Source organism: Nocardia sp. NPDC050717, assembly GCF_040654275.1.
Classification (GTDB): Bacteria; Actinomycetota; Actinomycetes; order Mycobacteriales; family Mycobacteriaceae; genus Nocardia.
Window position 1 is genome coordinate 444,772 of record NZ_JBFAHR010000003.1, and the last position, 17,380, is coordinate 462,151.

1 protein-coding gene is annotated in these 17,380 nt (G+C 72.8%); it reads right to left on the bottom strand.

Annotation, left to right across the window (positions count from 1 at the left end):
• Positions 1 to 101 precede the first annotated feature (101 nt).
• Entirely contained in the window at positions 102 to 17,321 is a 17,220-nt protein-coding gene (locus AB0H56_RS10405; protein WP_357160125.1) for an amino acid adenylation domain-containing protein, read from the bottom strand.
• Between the last annotated feature and the right edge of the window lie 59 nt (positions 17,322 to 17,380).

Genomic DNA, 17,380 nt, shown 5'->3' on the forward strand with positions numbered 1-17,380 from the left:
GGGTTGCACCACGGGCAAACCCTACGGGTTACCCAGCCGATACAACAGTAGGAATCGTTACAACAGCGCGGTCACATCATGCCTCACGGGCATCACCGATGTCATCGCGCCCCGGCCTCCCGGTCGCCCGCGTCCAGCAACTCCGCCACCCGCGGGCCGATCTCGGCCAGCGCCTGCGGCGAGGTCATCTGATCATGCACCACCGGGACCGGTCGATCGCGGACCTCGCCGTCGACATACGGCGCCCAATTCGCCGCGGCCGCGTCGTGTCCCAGTGCGCTGAAGTACTCGAGCCTGCCCCGGTAGACGCCGGGCCGGTGCTCGGCGATGAGTTCGGCCGAGCGCACGGCGCTGCGGTAGATCCGGCGCACCCGCTCCGGGGTGAGCACGGCCATGTTGGCGGGGATGATCGCGTGCAGCGCGGCCAGCCCCTCCTCGCTGAGGTCGCGCACGCCCGAGGCCGGCAGCGCCGCGCTCACGTCGACGCCGAGTTCGGCGAGGGCGTCGCGCACCGCGGTGTGGAAGTCGGGGACGTCGATGTCGGGGTGCGAGTCGAGCATCGCCAGCAGCGAGACCCGCTCCCCCGCCGCCTGCAGCTGGGTGGCGACAGCGTGCGCGAGCACACCACCGAGCGACCACCCGAGCAGCCGGTACGGACCATGCGGCTGTTCGGCCCTGATCTCGTCGACGTAGCGCTTGGCCATCTCGGCGAGGGTGCCGGGCAGGTAGCCCGCCTCGCTCAGCGCCGGTGACTGCAGGCCGAAGATCGGCCGCCGCGACGGGATGTACTGGGCGAGCCCGGCATAGCACCAGGACAGGCCGTACATCGGGTGCACGCAGAACAGCGGCCCGCCTGCCTCGGTGCCGTGCGGCACCCGGTTGCGGATGGGCAGCAGCACGCCGAGGGCGTCGTCGGATTCGAGGTCGTAGTCCCCGGAGCTGGCGTCGATGCGCGCGGCGAGGGCGGCGACGGTGGCGTCGGTGAAGAACCACTGCACCCGCACGTCGGCGCCGACCCGGGTGCGCAGCCTGCTGATCGCCTTGGTGGCGATCAGCGAGTTGCCGCCGAGCTCGAAGAAGTCGTCGTCGAGACCGACCTTGCCCGCGCCGAGCACCTCCGCGAACACCTCGGCGACGGCCCGCTGCAGCGGCGTGGCCGGTGGGCGGTAGGGCCGGGTGGTGACGGCGGGCACGGGCAGCGCGTTGCGGTCGAGCTTGCCGCTCGCGTTGAGCGGCAACGCCTTCAAGGTCACCAGGGTGGACGGCACCATGTACGACGGCAGCGCGGCCCTGGCGTGGGCCAGCAGCGCCGCCTCGTCGAGGCCGACGGCCGCCGCGCCGCTCTCGATCGAGTATCCGGCGGCCGGGGTCGACGGCTCGGTCGGTTCGGCTGCGGCGTCGGCCGGGACCACGTAGCCGACCAGGCGGTCGCCGGTCGGCCCGTGCACGAGCGCGACGGCCGCGTGCCGGATCGACGGATGATCGCGCAGCACGGCCTCGACCTCGCCGAGTTCGATCCGCTGACCGCGCAGCTTCACCTGGAAGTCGCTGCGGCCCAGGTACTCCAGGGTGCCGTCGGCGGTGAGCCGGACCACGTCGCCCGTGCGGTAGATCCGCTCGCCACCGGCATGGGCGACGAAGCGTTCGGCGGTCAGCGCGGGCGCGGCGAGGTAGCCGCGGGCCAGCTGCACGCCGGCCAGGTACAGCTCGCCCGCCGTGCCGGGCGGGACCGGCCGCAACTGGCGGTCCAGCACGTGCACGCGCGTGTTGGCGACCGGGCTGCCGATCGGGATGCTCACGCCCGCACCGGGTTCTGCGGTGGCGGCGGTGACGACGGTCGCCTCCGCCGGGCCGTACCAGTTGATCAGGTCGACGCCGGGCAGCGCGTCGGCGAACCGCAGGGCGGTCGCGGTCGAGAGCGCCTCGCCTGCCGCGAACACCCGGCGCAGCGCCGGGTACTCGCCCGCGCCGCCGTCAGCGAGGAAGGCGTCGAGCATGGACGGCACGAAATGCACGGTGGTGACACCGTGTTCGGCGAGCACCCCGGCGAGGTAGACCGGATCGCGATGACCGTCCGGCGCGGCGATGACCACGGCGGCGCCGGTCTGCAACGGCCACAACAGTTCCCACGTGGAGATGTCGAAGGTGACCGGGGTCTTGTGCAGCACCACATCGCCGGGGCCGTGCCGGTGGGCCCGCTGCGCCCAGCGGAACTGGGCGACCAGCTGCCGATGGGTGAGCATGACGCCCTTGGGCTTTCCGGTGGAGCCGGAGGTGTGGATGACGTAGGCGAGGCTGTCCGGCCGCGGCCGCTCGAACTCCGTGCTCCCGGCCCCGAGGTCCAGCGTGTCGATCGCGAGGACCGGTACCGCGGCGGCGGTGCCGAACCCGGTCTCCGTGATGGTGAGGACCCGGATCGGCGCTGCCGCAGCCAGCACCCGCTCGGTGCGCTCGGCGGGGTGGTCCGGGTCGACCGGCACGTAGGCCGCGCCGGTCCGCAGCACGGCGTAGATCGCGGTCACCAGGTCGATGCCGCGGCGCATGGCGACCGCGACGAGCGTCTCCGGGCGCGCGCCCTCGGCCCGCAGCGCGGTGGCCAGCGCGCGCACCCTGGCGTCGAATTCGCCGTAGGTGAGGGTGGTTTCGCCGTCGACGAGTGCCACGGCGTCGGGGGTCTTCGCGACCTGCGCGTCGAACAGGTCGAGCAGCGTCGCCTCGTCGAGCAGTTCCGGCGCGTCGGTGGCGTTCACCGCGGACAGCGTCGCGCGTTCCTCGGCCAGCAGCACGTCGATCTCGGCGATGCGCGCGTCCGGCGCCGCGGTGAAGCGGGCCAGCAGCATCGAGAGCCGCTGGGCCAGCGCGTTCGCGGTGGGCTCGCCGAAGACGTCGCGCAGGTATTTCACCGAGACGCGCAACTGGGAGTCCGCGACGACCTGCACGGTCAGCGGGTAGTGCGTGCCGTTGGCGGCGTCCATGCCGAGCACACCGGCCGAGCCGGAGGCGGCCTGCGCCAGCCCGGCCCGGTCGACGGGGAAGGACTCGAAGACCACGAGCGAGTCGAACAGGGCGTCGATCCCGGCGATCTCCTGGATCTCGCCGAGCCCGAGGTAGTGGTGGTCGAGCAAGGCGGCCTGCTCGGCCTGCAGTCCGCGCAGCAGGTCGGCGACGGTGTCGCCGGGCCGCACCCGCACCCGCACCGGGATGGCGTTGAGGAACAGGCCGACCATGCGTTCCACGCCGTCGAGATCGGCGGGCCTGCCGGACACGGTGGCGCCGAAGACCACGTCGTCGCGATCGACGAGGCGGGCGATGAGCAGGCCCCACGCCGCCTGGACGACGGTGTTCACCGTGACGCCGAGGCGCGCGGCGAGTTCGCCGAGCGCGGCGGTATCGGCCTCGGTGAGCGCGAACCCGGTTTCGCCTGTCCCCGCGGCGATCTCGCGGCCCTGGTCGACCGGGGCCAGCGGCGTCGGCTCGGCCAGGCCGGTGAGCGCGGTGCGCCAGGCCTGGCGCGCGGCCTCGGGATCCTGGTCGACCAGCCAGGCCAGGTAGTCGCGATACGGCGCCACCTTGGGCAGGCGCCGGGTGCGACTGCCCACCGCGTAGGCGATGAGCAGTTCCTGCAGCAGCAGCGGCATCGACCAGCCGTCGATCAGGATGTGGTGGCTGGTGACCAGCAGGTGCGCGGACTCCGGGGTGCGCACGACGGTGAAGCGCAGCAGCGGGGCGGTGGCCATGTCGAAATGGGTGGCCAGGTCGGCCGCCTTGATCCGCGGATAGGTCGCGGCGTCGGCGTCGATGACGCGCCACGGCACGTCGAGATCCTCGAGCACCACCTGCAGCGGGGTGCCCGCGGCATCGGTCGCGAAGGCCACGCGCAGGTTGTCGTGGCGGTCGAGCACGGTCTGCGCGGCCTGGTGCAGCCGCTCGTCGTCCACGGCCGGGTCGAGATCGAGGACGAACTGGGTGATGTAGGGGTCGACCGAGTTCTCCGCGAGCAGCGCGTGGAACAGCATGCCCGACTGCAGCGGCGTCACCGGCCAGATGTCGCCGAGCAGCGGATAGCGCCGGACCAGCCGGCCGAGTTCGGCCTGGCCGAGCCGCACCAGCGGGAAGTCCGACGGGGTGAATCCGCCTGCGCCGGGCCGCAATCCGTGTTCGGCGAGGCCGCCGAGCGCGCGGATCCAGTGCTCGGCGAAGGTTTTGACGTCGTCGGCGGTGAGGACCGCGGTGGCGTAGTCGAAGCGGGCGACCATGCCGTCGTCGGTGGCGTCGACGGTGAGCACGAGCGCCAGGTCGTCGGTGGCGAGATCGGTGTGCACCCGGGCCGGGCGCAGGTCGCGGAATCGCACCGCGAAGCGGCCGCGGTCGAGGGTGCGGACGCTGTCGGCGGCGTCGCCGTCGAGGTGGCGCAGCAGCCCGAATCCGGCGCCGTGCGCGGGGACCGCCCGGCGCAGTTCCTTGGTCTGGGCCAGTGCCGCGCCCGCGGCGGGCCCGCCGACCAGGGCGTCGGCGACGTCGACCCCGTCGAGGCGAAGGGCCAGCGGATAGTCGGTGGTGAAGCCGCCGACCACGTTCTCCGCGTCGGGCCTGCCGAGCACCCGCTGGTCGGCGCGCAGCCGCACCACGGTGCCGATCGCCCGCGCCACGGGGGTGTCGGCGGCGGTCTGCAGGGCCAGCGCGGCGGCGGTGAGCAGCACCTCGTCGACGGTGGCGCGGTAGGCCTCGGCGACGGCGCTCACGGCGGCGGTGCCCTCGCCGGTGATGCTGAGCGAGACCCGGTTGCGCTGGCGCAGGTCGGCGGAGTCGGCGGCCCGCGACCGGATCGCGCGGTGCCAGTAGGTGCGTTCGGCACGGGCTCGGGCGCTCGCGGGGTAGTCGGCGAGCCTGCGTACCAGGTCGCCGAGGCCGGCGTCCGGCGCGAACGGCGCGGCGTGCCTGCCCCTGCTCCACGCGGTGGTCAGCTGGTCGACGACCGCGCGCAGCGAGACCTCGTCCAGCACGAGCGCGTTGGCGACCACGATGAGGGTCGCCGGGCCGTCGCCGTCGCCGGTGAGGACGAAGTGGATGTTGCGGCCCTCGTCCGGATCGAGCGCGGCGGCGGCCGCGCTGACGATGTCGTCGACGGGCAGCGAGGACTCGCCGTCCTCGGCGTCGAGCCTGCGGAACGCGCCGCCGGTGCGCTCCTGGTGCGACGGGATGCGCAGCACCGGGGTGGCGCCGGTGCGGTCGAGCACCGCCCACAGCATCGGATGCTGGTTCATCACCGCGGTCGCCACCTCGGCGACCGCGTCGTCGGGGCAGTCGGCGGGTACGTCGAGCAGCACCGCGCGCGGTTCGACGGCGCTCTCCCCCGCCTCGATCAGCTGGGCCGCGGTCGCGGTGAGCGGCAGCGCGGCGGGCTGGGTGCCGACATCGGTGGTGACCTCGGCGCGCCCGGCCAGCGCGGCCACAGTGCGCGCGTCGAACAGGTCGCGCGGGCGCAGCACCACCCCGGCCGCCGCGGCGCGCGAGACGACCTGGATGGCGGTGATGCTGTCGCCGCCGAGGGCGAAGAAGTCGTCGTCGAGGCCGACCCGCTCGTGCCCGACGACCTCGCCGATCACCCGGGCGATGACCCGCTCGGCGGTGGTCGTCGGCGCGCGGTACTCCTCGCGCGCGCTGACCGGATCCGGCAGGGCGGCGCGGTCGAGCTTGCCGACGGGGGTCAGCGGCAGTGCGTCGAGGACGATGATCGCCGCGGGCACCATGTAGTCGGGCAGCTTCGTCGCGGCCAGCGCGGTCAGCTCCGCGGGGTCGAGCCGCTCGCCCATGACGTAGGAGACCAGCATGGTCGACCCGGCGCCGTTGTCGCGGCCAAGGGTGGTGACCCAGGAGACGCCCGGCGCGGCGGCCAGCACCGCGTCGATCTCGCCGAGCTCGATCCGCAGGCCGCGGATCTTCACCTGGAAGTCGTTGCGGCCGACGAACTCCAGCACGTCGCCGCGGCGCCGCACCAGGTCGCCGGTGCGATAGAGCCGCCCGCCCCCGCCGAACGGGTCGGCGACGAACCGGGCCGCCGTGAGGCCGGAGCGCCGGTGATAGCCGCGGGCCAGCTGGATACCGCCCAGGTAGAGCTCACCGGTGACACCCTCGGGCACGGGACGCAGCCGCCCGTCGAGGACGAAGGCGGTGGTGCCCCGGATGGGGCCGCCCATGTGCGTGCTGTCGCCGGGCTTCAGCGGGTCGCTGATGCAGGTCATGATGGTGGTCTCGGTGGGACCGTAGCCGTTGTGGAACGCGCGCCGCGGCAGTGTGTTCCAGCGGGCGACGAGGTCGGCGGGCACATGCTCGCCACCCACCGCCAGCGCGCGCAGGCCCGGCACGCTCGCCGGGTCGAGCGTGGCGAGGACCGCCGGGGTGAGGAAGGCGTGGGTGACCTCCTCGGACCGGATCAGCTCGGCGAGCTCGGCGCCGCCGACCGTGCCGGACGGCGCGACGACCAGCGTGCCGGGGCCACCGAGCGCGAGCAGCAGTTCCAGCATCGACGCGTCGAACGAGGGCGAGGCGAAAGCCAGTGCGCGGCTGTCGGAATCGAGCCCGTACCGCTGCTTCTGCTCGGCGCGGAAATTGGCGAGACCGGCATGGGTGACCAGCACACCTTTGGGCAGGCCGGTGGATCCGGAGGTGTAGATCATGTACGCGCCGTTGCCGGGGCGCGGGACGGCCCGCAGTTCGATCTCGCGCAGGCCGATGGAGGCCTGGCCCGCGATCTCGGCGGTGAAGTCCGGGTCGTCGAGGGCGATCCAGCCCGTCTCGGCCAGCGGCGGCAGCCCGGCCAGTTCGGCGGTGAGCGTGACGCCGATGACCGCGCCCGAGTCCGCGACCATGTGGCTGATCCGCTCGGCCGGGTAGCCGGGGTCGATCGGCACGATCACCGCGCCGGTGCGGGCGATGGCCCAGACAGCGAGCACCGATTCGATGGAACGCCGGATGGCCACGGCCACCGCGACTTCCGGGCCGGCGCCGCGCGCGACGAGGCCACGGGCCAGCTGGTTGGCGGCCGCGTCGAGCGCCAGATAGGTGAAACCGCGACCGTCGCCGCGCACGGCCAGGCCGGTCGGGTTGGCGCGCACCGCGTCGTCCATCAGCTGGGCCAGCGTGCGTTCCGGTTCGGCGAGCGGACCGGCGAAAGTGGTCTGGGCGCGGAACTCGGCCTCGTCGAGCAGGGGCACCCGGCCGACCGCGCGGTCGGGCTCGGCCACCACCTCGGCGAGGACCCTGGCGAATCGGCGGCCGAAGGCCTGGACGGTCGGCTCGTCGAAAAGATCGGTGGCGTAAGTGAATTCGGCGTGCATTCCGCCGTGTTCGGGCAGTTCGCGCACGGTGAGCAGCAGGTCGAACTTGGCGTCGGCGGTGCGGGCGTCGAGCGCGCTCACCGCGATGCCGGGCAGTTCGACGGCCACCGGAGCTAGGTTCTCGAACGACAGGGCCACCTGGAACAGCGGATGCCTGCCCGCCGACCTGGCCGGCGCCACCGCGTCGACGACGCGCTCGAACGGCACATCGGCATGGGCGAAGGCGCGCAGATCGGTGTCCCTGGTCTGCCGCAGCAGCGCCGTGAACGGCTCGTCGGCGCTGACGCGGCTGCGCAGCACCAGCGTGTTGACGAACATGCCGACGAGGTCGTCGAGTTCGCGGGCGCCGCGGCCCGCGATCGGGGTGCCGATCGCGACGTCGTCGGTACCGCTGGTGCGGGCGAGCAGCAGCGCCAGCGCCGCCTGCACCACCATGAACACGGTGACGCCCTGCGCGCGGGCGAGCGCGGCCAGCTCGGCGTGCAGCGCGGCATCGATCTCGACGGTGCTCAGCGCACCCGCGAACGACTGCACCGGCGGACGCGGCCGATCGGACGGCAGCGCGATCTCCTCGGGCAGCCCGGCGAGTTCCCCGGTCCAGTAGGCCAGCTGCGCGGCGGCAGTGGAGTCGGGATCACGCTCGTCGCCGAGCGATTCCCGTTGCCACACCGCGTAATCCGCGTATTGCAACGGCAGTGGGGACCACGTGGGCTCGACGCCCTCGGTGCGCGCGGTGTATGCCAGTACCAGGTCGCGGGTGAGCGGGCCCATGGAGAAGCCGTCGGCCGCGATGTGGTGGACGACGAACACCAGCACGTGCTCGTCCTCGGCCAGCCGCAGCAGCCGCAACCGCACCGGCGGGGCCGCGGTGACATCGAATCCGACGGCGACGGTGCGGCGCACTTCGTCGGCCAAGTTGGCTGCGTCGACCGGAACCGGCGTCAGGTCGATTCGCATCGCACCGGGCGCCAGCACCTCCTGCACTGGCCACGAGTCCTGCTCGGCATGGCCCGGTGCGCCCACCCGCGTTCCGCTGTCCGTAGGCAGCGGCTGACTGCGGCCACGGTCGACAGTCGACGGCGATACGGCATTGCCCGAAATGCCTTGCCCCACGGGGCGACCATTCTGCGTGGTGCCCGCCGCATCGGCAGACCTCGACGACATCGAGCCAGTGTCCAGCACACCATGATTCGCGGGGGTGACGACGGAGTACGGCGCCGGACGCGACGAATCGACGACCGGGTAGCGGGTGCGCAGCACTTCGTGCCGGGCGAACAGGTCGGTGACGGCGACGCGCAGGGCGGCGAGGTCGAGGGTGCCGGTGAGGCGCAGGGCCGCGGGGATGTTGTAGACGGTGGCCTCGGGGTCGAGGCGGTTGAGCAGCCACATGCGCTGCTGGGCCAGCGAGAGCGGGAGCCGCTCGGGGCGTGGTCCGGCGACGAGCGGACGCGCGGCCAGCTCGTCGGACCGGGTGACGCGGACCGCGAGGTCCGAGACCGACGGCGCCTCGAACAGCAGCCGCACGCCGACGGTGCGGTCGAGCGCCGCGCCGATCCGGGCGGCCGCCCTGGTCGCCAGCAGCGAATTGCCGCCGAGGGCGAAGAAGTCGTCGTCGGCGCCGACCGGGTCGACACCGAGGATCTCGGCGTACACGTCGGCGACGAGCTGTTCGGTGGGCGTCGCAGGCGCGCGGAACGCCGCGGCCTCGAAAACCGGCGCGGGCAGCGCGGCCCGGTCCAGCTTGCCGTTGACCGTGCGCGGCAGATCGTCGAGCACGACGAACGCCTCCGGCACCAGGTAGCCGGGGAGGCGATCCCGCAGAGCCGACTTCACCTGTGCCACATCGATATCCGCGCGGTCACCGGGGGATGCTTCCCCGGCGTCGCCGACGAGGTAGGCCACCAGCCGGTCACCGAAGTGCTGATCGTGTCGGGCGAGGACGGCGGCCTTGGTGATTCCCGGCAGGCCGAGCAGCGCGGTCTCCACCTCACCCGGCTCGACCCGGAAACCACGGATCTTCACCTGGAAATCAGTGCGGCCCAAATAGATCAGCGCACCGTCGGTGCCTCGGGCCACCAGGTCGCCGGTGCGGTACATGCGGGCGCCGGGCTCGAAGGGGTCGGCAAGGAAGCGCTCGGCGGTGAGCGCGGCCTTGCGGAGGTAGCCGCGGGCCAGCTGGACGCCGCCGAGGTACAGCTCACCCCGGACGCCCGGCGGCACCGGACGGAGCCGATCGTCGAGCACGTAGACGCGGCAGTTCCATTCGGGCAGGCCGATCGGCACGGTCAGCATGTCGGCCGTGGTCACCCGGTGGTCGGTGATCGACACGGCCGCCTCGGTGGGGCCGTACAGGTTGTCGATCCTGGTCTCGGGCAGGGCGGCGAGCAGGCGCTGGGCGAGCTGCGCGGGCAGCGCCTCACCGATCGCGAGGATGCGCGCCAAGGGTCGCCGCGGCGGCGCGGCGGCCGCCGGCGACGGCACGCGCGACCGTGGCTCAGCCTGCACCCCCGGCGCCTCCCAGTATCCGACGAGGGCGTCGAGCAGGGCTGGCACCGCGGTGAGCGTGGTGACGCCCGCGTCGGCGATCAGGGCGTCGAGATAGGCGGGGTCACGATGACCGTCCGGCGCGGCGATCACCAGGCGGCCACCGCAGGCGGCGGCGGACCAGAACTCCCAGACCGAGAGGTCGAAGGTGGCCGGCGTCTTCAGCAGGAAGGCGTCGGTGGGCCCGGTACCGAATTCGCCGCGCAGCCACTGCAATTGGTTGACCACCGCGGCGTGCGGCACGGCGACGCCCTTGGGACGGCCGGTGGACCCGGAGGTGAAGATGACGTAGGCCGTGTTCTCCGGGCGCAGCGGCGCGCGGCGGTCGGCGTCGGTGATCGGCGACGGATCGGCCGAGGCCACCGCCGGATGATCGACACGGACCACGGGCGAGACATCCGTGCGGAAACCCTTGCTGAGCACGCAGATCGGCGCCGCGGTGCCCAGGATGTAGTCGGTGCGCTCGGCGGGCTGGTCCGGATCGATCGGCACATACGCGCCACCCGACCTGGTCACCGCGAACATCGCGACGACGAGGTCGATCGAACGCGGCAGCGCGAGCGCGACCAGCGATTCGGGGCCGACGCCCATCGAGATCAGGTGCCGGGCGAGGCGATTCACCCTCGACTCGAATTCGGCGTAGGTGAGTTCGAGCCTGCCCTCGGGCAGATCCGCGACCACGGCGATCGCCTCCGGCCTCGCCCGCGCGGGCAGGTCGGCCAGGGTTCCGCCGAACGCGGCGAGATCGGCCGCGCCCGCGGTGATCTCGGCGGCGCGCTCCTGGCCGGTGCGCAGGTCGACGTCGCCGACGACCACGCCGGGCTCGGCGACGACCGCATCGAGGAGCAGCGTCAGCCGGTCGGCGAAGGCACGCACGGTGGACTCGTCGAACAGGTCGGTGGCGTAGGTGAAGAAGCCCTCGATGCCGGTGGGTACGCCGTCGGCGTCGTAGCCGTCCCCGACGATCAGATGCAGATCGAACTGTGAGACAGCCAGTTCCGCCGCGACGGGCGCGATCCGCAGTCCCGGCAGCTCGAGCGCGGCCCGGTCCATGTTCTGGAATGACAGGCCCACCTGGAACAGCGGATGCCGCGCGGTGGAGCGCGGCGGGTCGAGCACCTCGACGAGCCGCTCGAACGGCAGGTCGGCCGCGGCGAAGGCGGCCAGATCGCTTGCCCGCTGTGCGGCGAGGAGTTCGGTGAAGGTCGCGCCGCCGTCGTAGCGGGTGCGCAGCACGACGGTGTTGACGAACATGCCGATCAGGTCGTCGAGTTCGCGCTCGCCACGCCCGGCCACCGGGGTGCCGACGGTGACATCGGTGGTCGCGGCCAGCCGCGCCAGCAGCACGGCGAAGGCGGTGTGCAGCACCATGAAGACGGTGGCGCCGCTGTCCTGCGCGATCCGGGCGAGCCCGGCGTGGGTGGCCGCGTCGATACCGACCGGCACCCGGCCGCCCGCGAGCGAGGCGACCGCAGGGCGCGGCCGGTCGGCCGGAAGTTCCAGCAGATCGGGCACCCCGGAAAGTTCTGCGCGCCAGAACGAGACCTGCTGGGCGGCAACGGAATCGGCGGCATCCTCGGAACCGAGCCGGGCCACCTGCCAGAGCGCGTAGTCCGCGTACTGCACGGGCAGCGGCGCCCAGCCCGGGGCCTGGCCGGCCGTGCGCGCCAGGTAGGCGGTGGTCACGTCGCGCACCAGCGGCGCCATCGACGAGGCGTCGGCCGCGATGTGGTGCACGACGACAGCGAGAACGTATTCGGCGGGCGCGTCGGGCGCATCCCCGGTGACGTCGAACAGCCGGACCCGAAGCGGCACCTCGGTGGTCACATCGAAGGCCGTGGCGGCGACCGCGGCGATCTGCTCGACCAGCTCCGCGGCTACCTCTGTCCCAGCATCGGCCGCGCCACGTGCCGCTGACATCCGCGCGTCCGTATGCCGCGCCCCCACCGCACCGTGCTCGATCGGCGAGGCCGCCGCACCGCCCGACTCCGACGACCCTCCGCCCGGCTCCGACGACACACCGATGGCCCGCGATGCCTGGTCGTTTCCACTGGGACCCGGTCCGGTCCGATGCACGGCGAAGTCGAGCGACACCTCGTCCGGTGCCAGCACCTGCTGGACCGGGCCGGTGGGTGTATCCGGATAGATCGTGCGCAGCACCTCGTGCCGGGCGAGCACATCCCGCAGCGCCGCGGTGAGGGCTGCGACGTCCAGGGTGCCGGTGAGGCGCAGCGCGAAGGGCAGGTTGTAGGCGGCGGCGCCGTCGGTGGCGACGCCCTGGTCGAATCGGTTGAGGAACCACATGCGCCGCTGGGCGGGCGAGAGCGGCAGTTCGGCGGGACGCGCGAGCGTGCCGAGTCCGCTGTCGGTCTCGGGCCCGGCGCCCTCCCCCAGGGTCGCGGCCAGCGCGGCGACGGTCGGGCTCTCGAACAGGGTGCGCACGGCCACGCGGCTACCGGTGGCGGCGCCGAGGCGGGCGGCCAGCTTGGTGGCGATCAGCGAGTTGCCGCCGAGGGCGAAGAAGTCGTCGTCGGCGCCGATGTCGGTGCGGCCGAGCACTTCCCCGAACAGCGCGGCGACGAGCCGTTCCCGCTCGGTACCCGGCGCGCGGAAGGCGCGCGTGGTGAACTGCGGGGCGGGCAGCGCCTTGCGGTCGAGCTTGCCGCTCGCGTTGAGCGGCAGCGCGTCGAGCACGGTGATCGCGGCCGGAACCATGTAGGCGGGCAGGGTTTTCGACGCCACGGCGCGCAGCCGATCGGGATCGGCGGCCTGTCCCGGGGCCGGCACGACATAGGCGACCAGCTGGTCGCCCAGCTCGCTCGCGGACACCAGCGCCACTGCCTGGCTGACGGATTCGTGCCCGAGCAGCGCGGTCTCGATCTCGCCGAGCTCGATGCGCTGGCCACGGAACTTCACCTGGAAGTCGATGCGGCCCAGGTAGTCGAGACGGTGCGGCGCGGTCGCGGTCGGTGGCCGCCACACCACGAGGTCACCGGTGCGGTACATCCGCCTGCCCGCGTCGAACGGGTCGGCGACGAACCGATCCGCGGTCAGGCCGGGCCGCGCGACGTAGCCGCGCGCCAGCTGATCGCCCGCGAGGTACAGCTCACCCGCGATGCCGGGCGGCACGGGCCGCAGTCGCGAATCCAGCACGTAGACACGGGTGTTCCACTCCGGCAGCCCGATCGGCACGGTGCGCTCGCCCGCACGGGCGGGCCAGTAGGTCACCGAGACGGCGGCTTCGGTCGGCCCGTACAGGTTGTGCAGGCGCGCCGGGCACACGGCCGCCATGGCGTCCACGGTCTCGGGCGGCAGCGCCTCGCCGATCACGAACACGTCCCGCAGCGAGGCCAGCGCACCCACGGGGCCGCCCGCGTTGTCCGCTGCCGCACCGGATCCAGGCGACGGCGACGCGCCGACCGCCGGGTCCAGCGCGGCGGCCTGGGCCGCGAACACGGTCAGCATGGACGGCACGAAGTCGGTGACGGTGACGCCGTGCCGTTCGATCAGGTCGATCAGGTACGCCGGGTCGCGGTGGCCGTCCGGCGTCGCGAGCACCAGCGTCGCGCCGACGCGCAGCGGCAGGAAGTAGCCCCACAGCGACACGTCGAAGGTGGTCGCGGTCTTCTGCAGATACACATCACCCAGGGCCAGCGGGTATTTCGCCAGCATCCACACGAGCTGGTTGTGGATGGCGGCGTGGGAGACGGCCACGCCCTTGGGTTTTCCGGTGGAACCCGAGGTGAAGATGACATACGCCGGATGGTCGGGGCGCACGGGACCGCGCAGTTCCGTCGGCAGCACCGAGTCGGCGGGCACGCCGCGGGTGTCGAGTTCGCCGAGGAGCAGCAGCTCCGTGCCGGCGGGCACGGCCATCGGCTCGGCACTGAGAACTGCGGCGGGACGGGCGGTTTCGAGAATGTAGGCGATGCGCTCGGCCGGATGGTCCGGGTCGAGCGGCACATACGCCCCGCCCGCGGTGAGCACGGCGTACATCGCGATCACCAGATCCGGCGAGCGCCGGATCGCCAGGCCGACCAGCTCCTCCGGCCCGGCACCGGCCCGGATCAGCAGCCGGGCCAGCGCGTTGACTCGCTCGTCGAACTGCCGGTAGCTCAGCTCGGCGCCCTCATACACCAGCGCGGTGGCGTCCGGATGCGCCTGTACCGCACGGCGATACGCGTCGAGCATCAGCTCGGGGGCCACCGGGTGGGTGGTGTCGTTCCAGGCGAGGACGGTCGTGTCGCGCTCGGCCGCGGTGAGCAGGTCGATCTCGCCGACCGCCAGCTCGGCGTCGGCGGCCACCGCACCGAGCAGATGGGTGAAGCGCGCGGCCATCGTCTCGATCGACTCGGCGTCGAACAGATCCGTGGCGTAGGTGAAGGAGGCGCCCATCGGTTCGGTCGGCGCCGCGCCGGGCACGATGGTCAGCTGCAGGTCGAAACGGGCCACGGTGCCGCCGAATTCGACCGGGGTGGCATCGAGCCCGGGCAGGCGCAGGTTGGGCAGGTCCAGGTTCTGGAAGAACAGCGCCACCTGGAACAGCGGGTGGTGCGCCTGCGAACGGACCGGGTCGAGCAACTCGACGAGCCGCTCGAACGGCAGGTCGGCGTGCCCGAACGCGGCGAGGTCGGTGCGCTTGGTCTCGCGCAGCAGCTCGGCGAAACTCACCCGCTCGTCGACGCGGGTGCGCAGCACCAGCGTGTTGACGAACATGCCGATCAGGTCATCGAGTTCCCGCGCGCCACGACCGGCGACGGGCGTGCCGATGGCGATGTCGTCGGTGTGCGCGAGCCTGCTCAGCAGCACCGCGAAGGCGGCGTGCACGACCATGAACTCCGAGGCGCCGCAACGCTGGGCCAGCTCGGCCAGCGCGGTGTGGACCGCCGCGGGGATCTCGAACGCGAATTCGGCACCGCGCCCGGTGAACACCGGCGGACGCGGCCGATCGGTGGGCAGGTCGAGCCGGTCGGGCAGCCCGGCCAGCGCGGTGCGCCAGTGCGCGAGCTGGGCCGAGGCCAGTGAGTTCGGATCGTCTTCGGCGCCGAGCAGCTCGCGATGCCAGATGGTGTAGTCGGCGTACTGCACCGGCAGCGGTCGCCAGCTGGGCCGCGACCGGTTGCGCCGGGCCAGGTACGCGCCGAGCAGGTCGCGCAGCAGCGGCGCGATGGAGGCGCCGTCAGCGGTGATGTGGTGCAGCGCCACGGCGAGCACGTGGTCGCGCGGACCCAGCTCGGCCAGCGCCACCCGCAACGGCACCTCGGCGGCCACATCGAAGCCGGTGGCGGCGAATTCGCCCAGCCACAGCGGCAATTCGTCCTCGCTGAGCGTGTCCACGAGCACGTCCGGGACGGCCTCGGCGATCGGCAGCACCACCTGGTGGCCGACGCCGTCTGACACCGGGTAATAGGTCCGCAGCGATTCGTGCCGTTGCACCAGGTCGGTGAGCGCCGCGTGCAGCGCGCGCGGGTCGAAGGGTCCGGCCAGCCGCAGCGCGAACGGGATGGTCTCGGCCGTCGAGGCCGGATCGAACTGGTTGAGGAACCACATCCGCTGCTGCGCGGGCGAGAGCGGCAGGAATTCGGGGCGCTCGCGGCGCGTCGGCGCGGCATGGCCACCCGCGCCCTTGAGCGGCTCGAGCAGTTCGGCCAGGCCGGCGACCGTCGGGCTCTCGAAGAGGTGACCTGCTGGCACGCGCGCGGACAACTCCGCGCCGAGCCGGGCGGCGGCCTGGGTCGCCAGCAGCGAGTTGCCGCCGAGGGCGAAGAAGTCGTCGTCGGCGCCGATCCGCTGTTCGGGCGCGAGCAGTTCGGTGAAGACGTGCGCGACCAGTTCCTCCATGGCACCCGAGGGTGCGCGGAATTCCTTGGCGCGCAGGGTCGGTGCGGGAAGCGCGGCACGGTCGAGCTTGCCGACGGGCGTGAGCGGGATGGCGTCGAGCACCGTCAGCGCGGTCGGCACCATGTGCGCGGGCAGCCCGGCTCTGGCGTGGGCGAGCAGCTCGTCGGAGTCGATCCGCGCGCCCGGCGCGGCGTGCACGTAGGAGGCGAGAATGGTGGTGCCGGTGTCGAGCTGATGTCCCACCGTCACCGCGAAGTCGACGGAGTCGTGTGTGGAGAGCACGGCGTCGATCTCGCCCAGCTCGATCCGGAAGCCACGGACCTTCACCTGGAAGTCGTTGCGGCCCACGAATTCCACCGCGCCGTCGGGGCGCCTGCGCACCAGGTCACCGGTGCGGTACATGCGGCCACCGGCCGGATCGAACGGGTCGGTGACGAAACGGGCGGCCGTCAGTGCCGGCTTCCCGTGATAGCCGCGAGCCAGCTCGTTGCCCGCGATGTACAACTCGCCGATCATCCCGTCCGGCACCCGGACGAGGCGCTCGTCGAGCACGTATTCGGTGACCCCGCGCAGCGGCGGGCCGAAGTTCACGGCCGCACCCGGCGCCAGCGCGGCGCTGATGTTGGTCATGATGGTGGTCTCGGTCGGCCCGTAGCCGTTGTGGAAACGCCGTGTGCCCGAGGGCAATTCGATGGCCCACTTGCGGATCATGGCGGGCGGGACGTCCTCGCCGCCGCTGGCGATCACGACCAGGTCGTCGAGGCCGGCCGGGTCGAGCGAGGCGAGCGCGGCGGCCGTGATGAACATGTGCGTCACCGACTCGCGGCGCAGCACCTCGGCGAGTTCGGCGCCGCCGAGGATCCCGGCGGGCGCGACCACCATGGTCGCGGCGGCGCCGACCGCCATCAGCAGTTCCAGCACGGCGCCGTCGAAGGAGGGCGAGGCGAAGTGCAGGGTGCGTGAGGTGGGCTCGATGCCGTAGAGCGCGCGCTGTTCGGCGCTGAAACCTGCCAGGCCCGCGTGGGTCACCACGACGCCCTTGGGCAGGCCGGTGGAGCCCGAGGTGTAGGTGATGTAGGCGGGGTGGGTCAGCCGCAGGGGGCGCACCCGGTCGGCGAAGGTCACCGGGTCGCCCGGCTGTTCCTCGGTGGCGCGGCGCACGGCCGGATCGTCGAGACACAGCCAGTCGACGGTGCCGGGCAGCCGGTCCAGCGCTGCGCCGACGGCGAGGCCGAGGACCGCGCCGGAGTCGGCGAGCATGTGGGTCACCCGGGCAGGCGGATAGTTCGGGTCGACCGGCAGGAAGGCCGCGCCCGCCTTGGTGACCGCCCACATGGCCAGTACCGAGGCGGCCGAGCGTGGGATGCCGATGGCGACGATGTCCTCCGGGCCGACCCCGCGCGCGATCAGCAGGCGGGCCAGCCGGTTGGCGCGTTCGTCGAGTTCGGCGTAGGTCAGGCGAACGGGTGCCGCGACGCCGTCGTCCCAGGTCAGCGCGAGGCCGCCCGGATTCGACTCCACGGCGACGGAGATCAGCTGCGGCAGCGACTTGCCGCGTTGCCTGCCCCTGGCACCGGATGCCCTGCTGGCCCGGGTCACGCCAGGTCCCTCCGCTCGACGGAGCCGACCAGCCGTTGCCCAGTCATGCGCACCTGCAC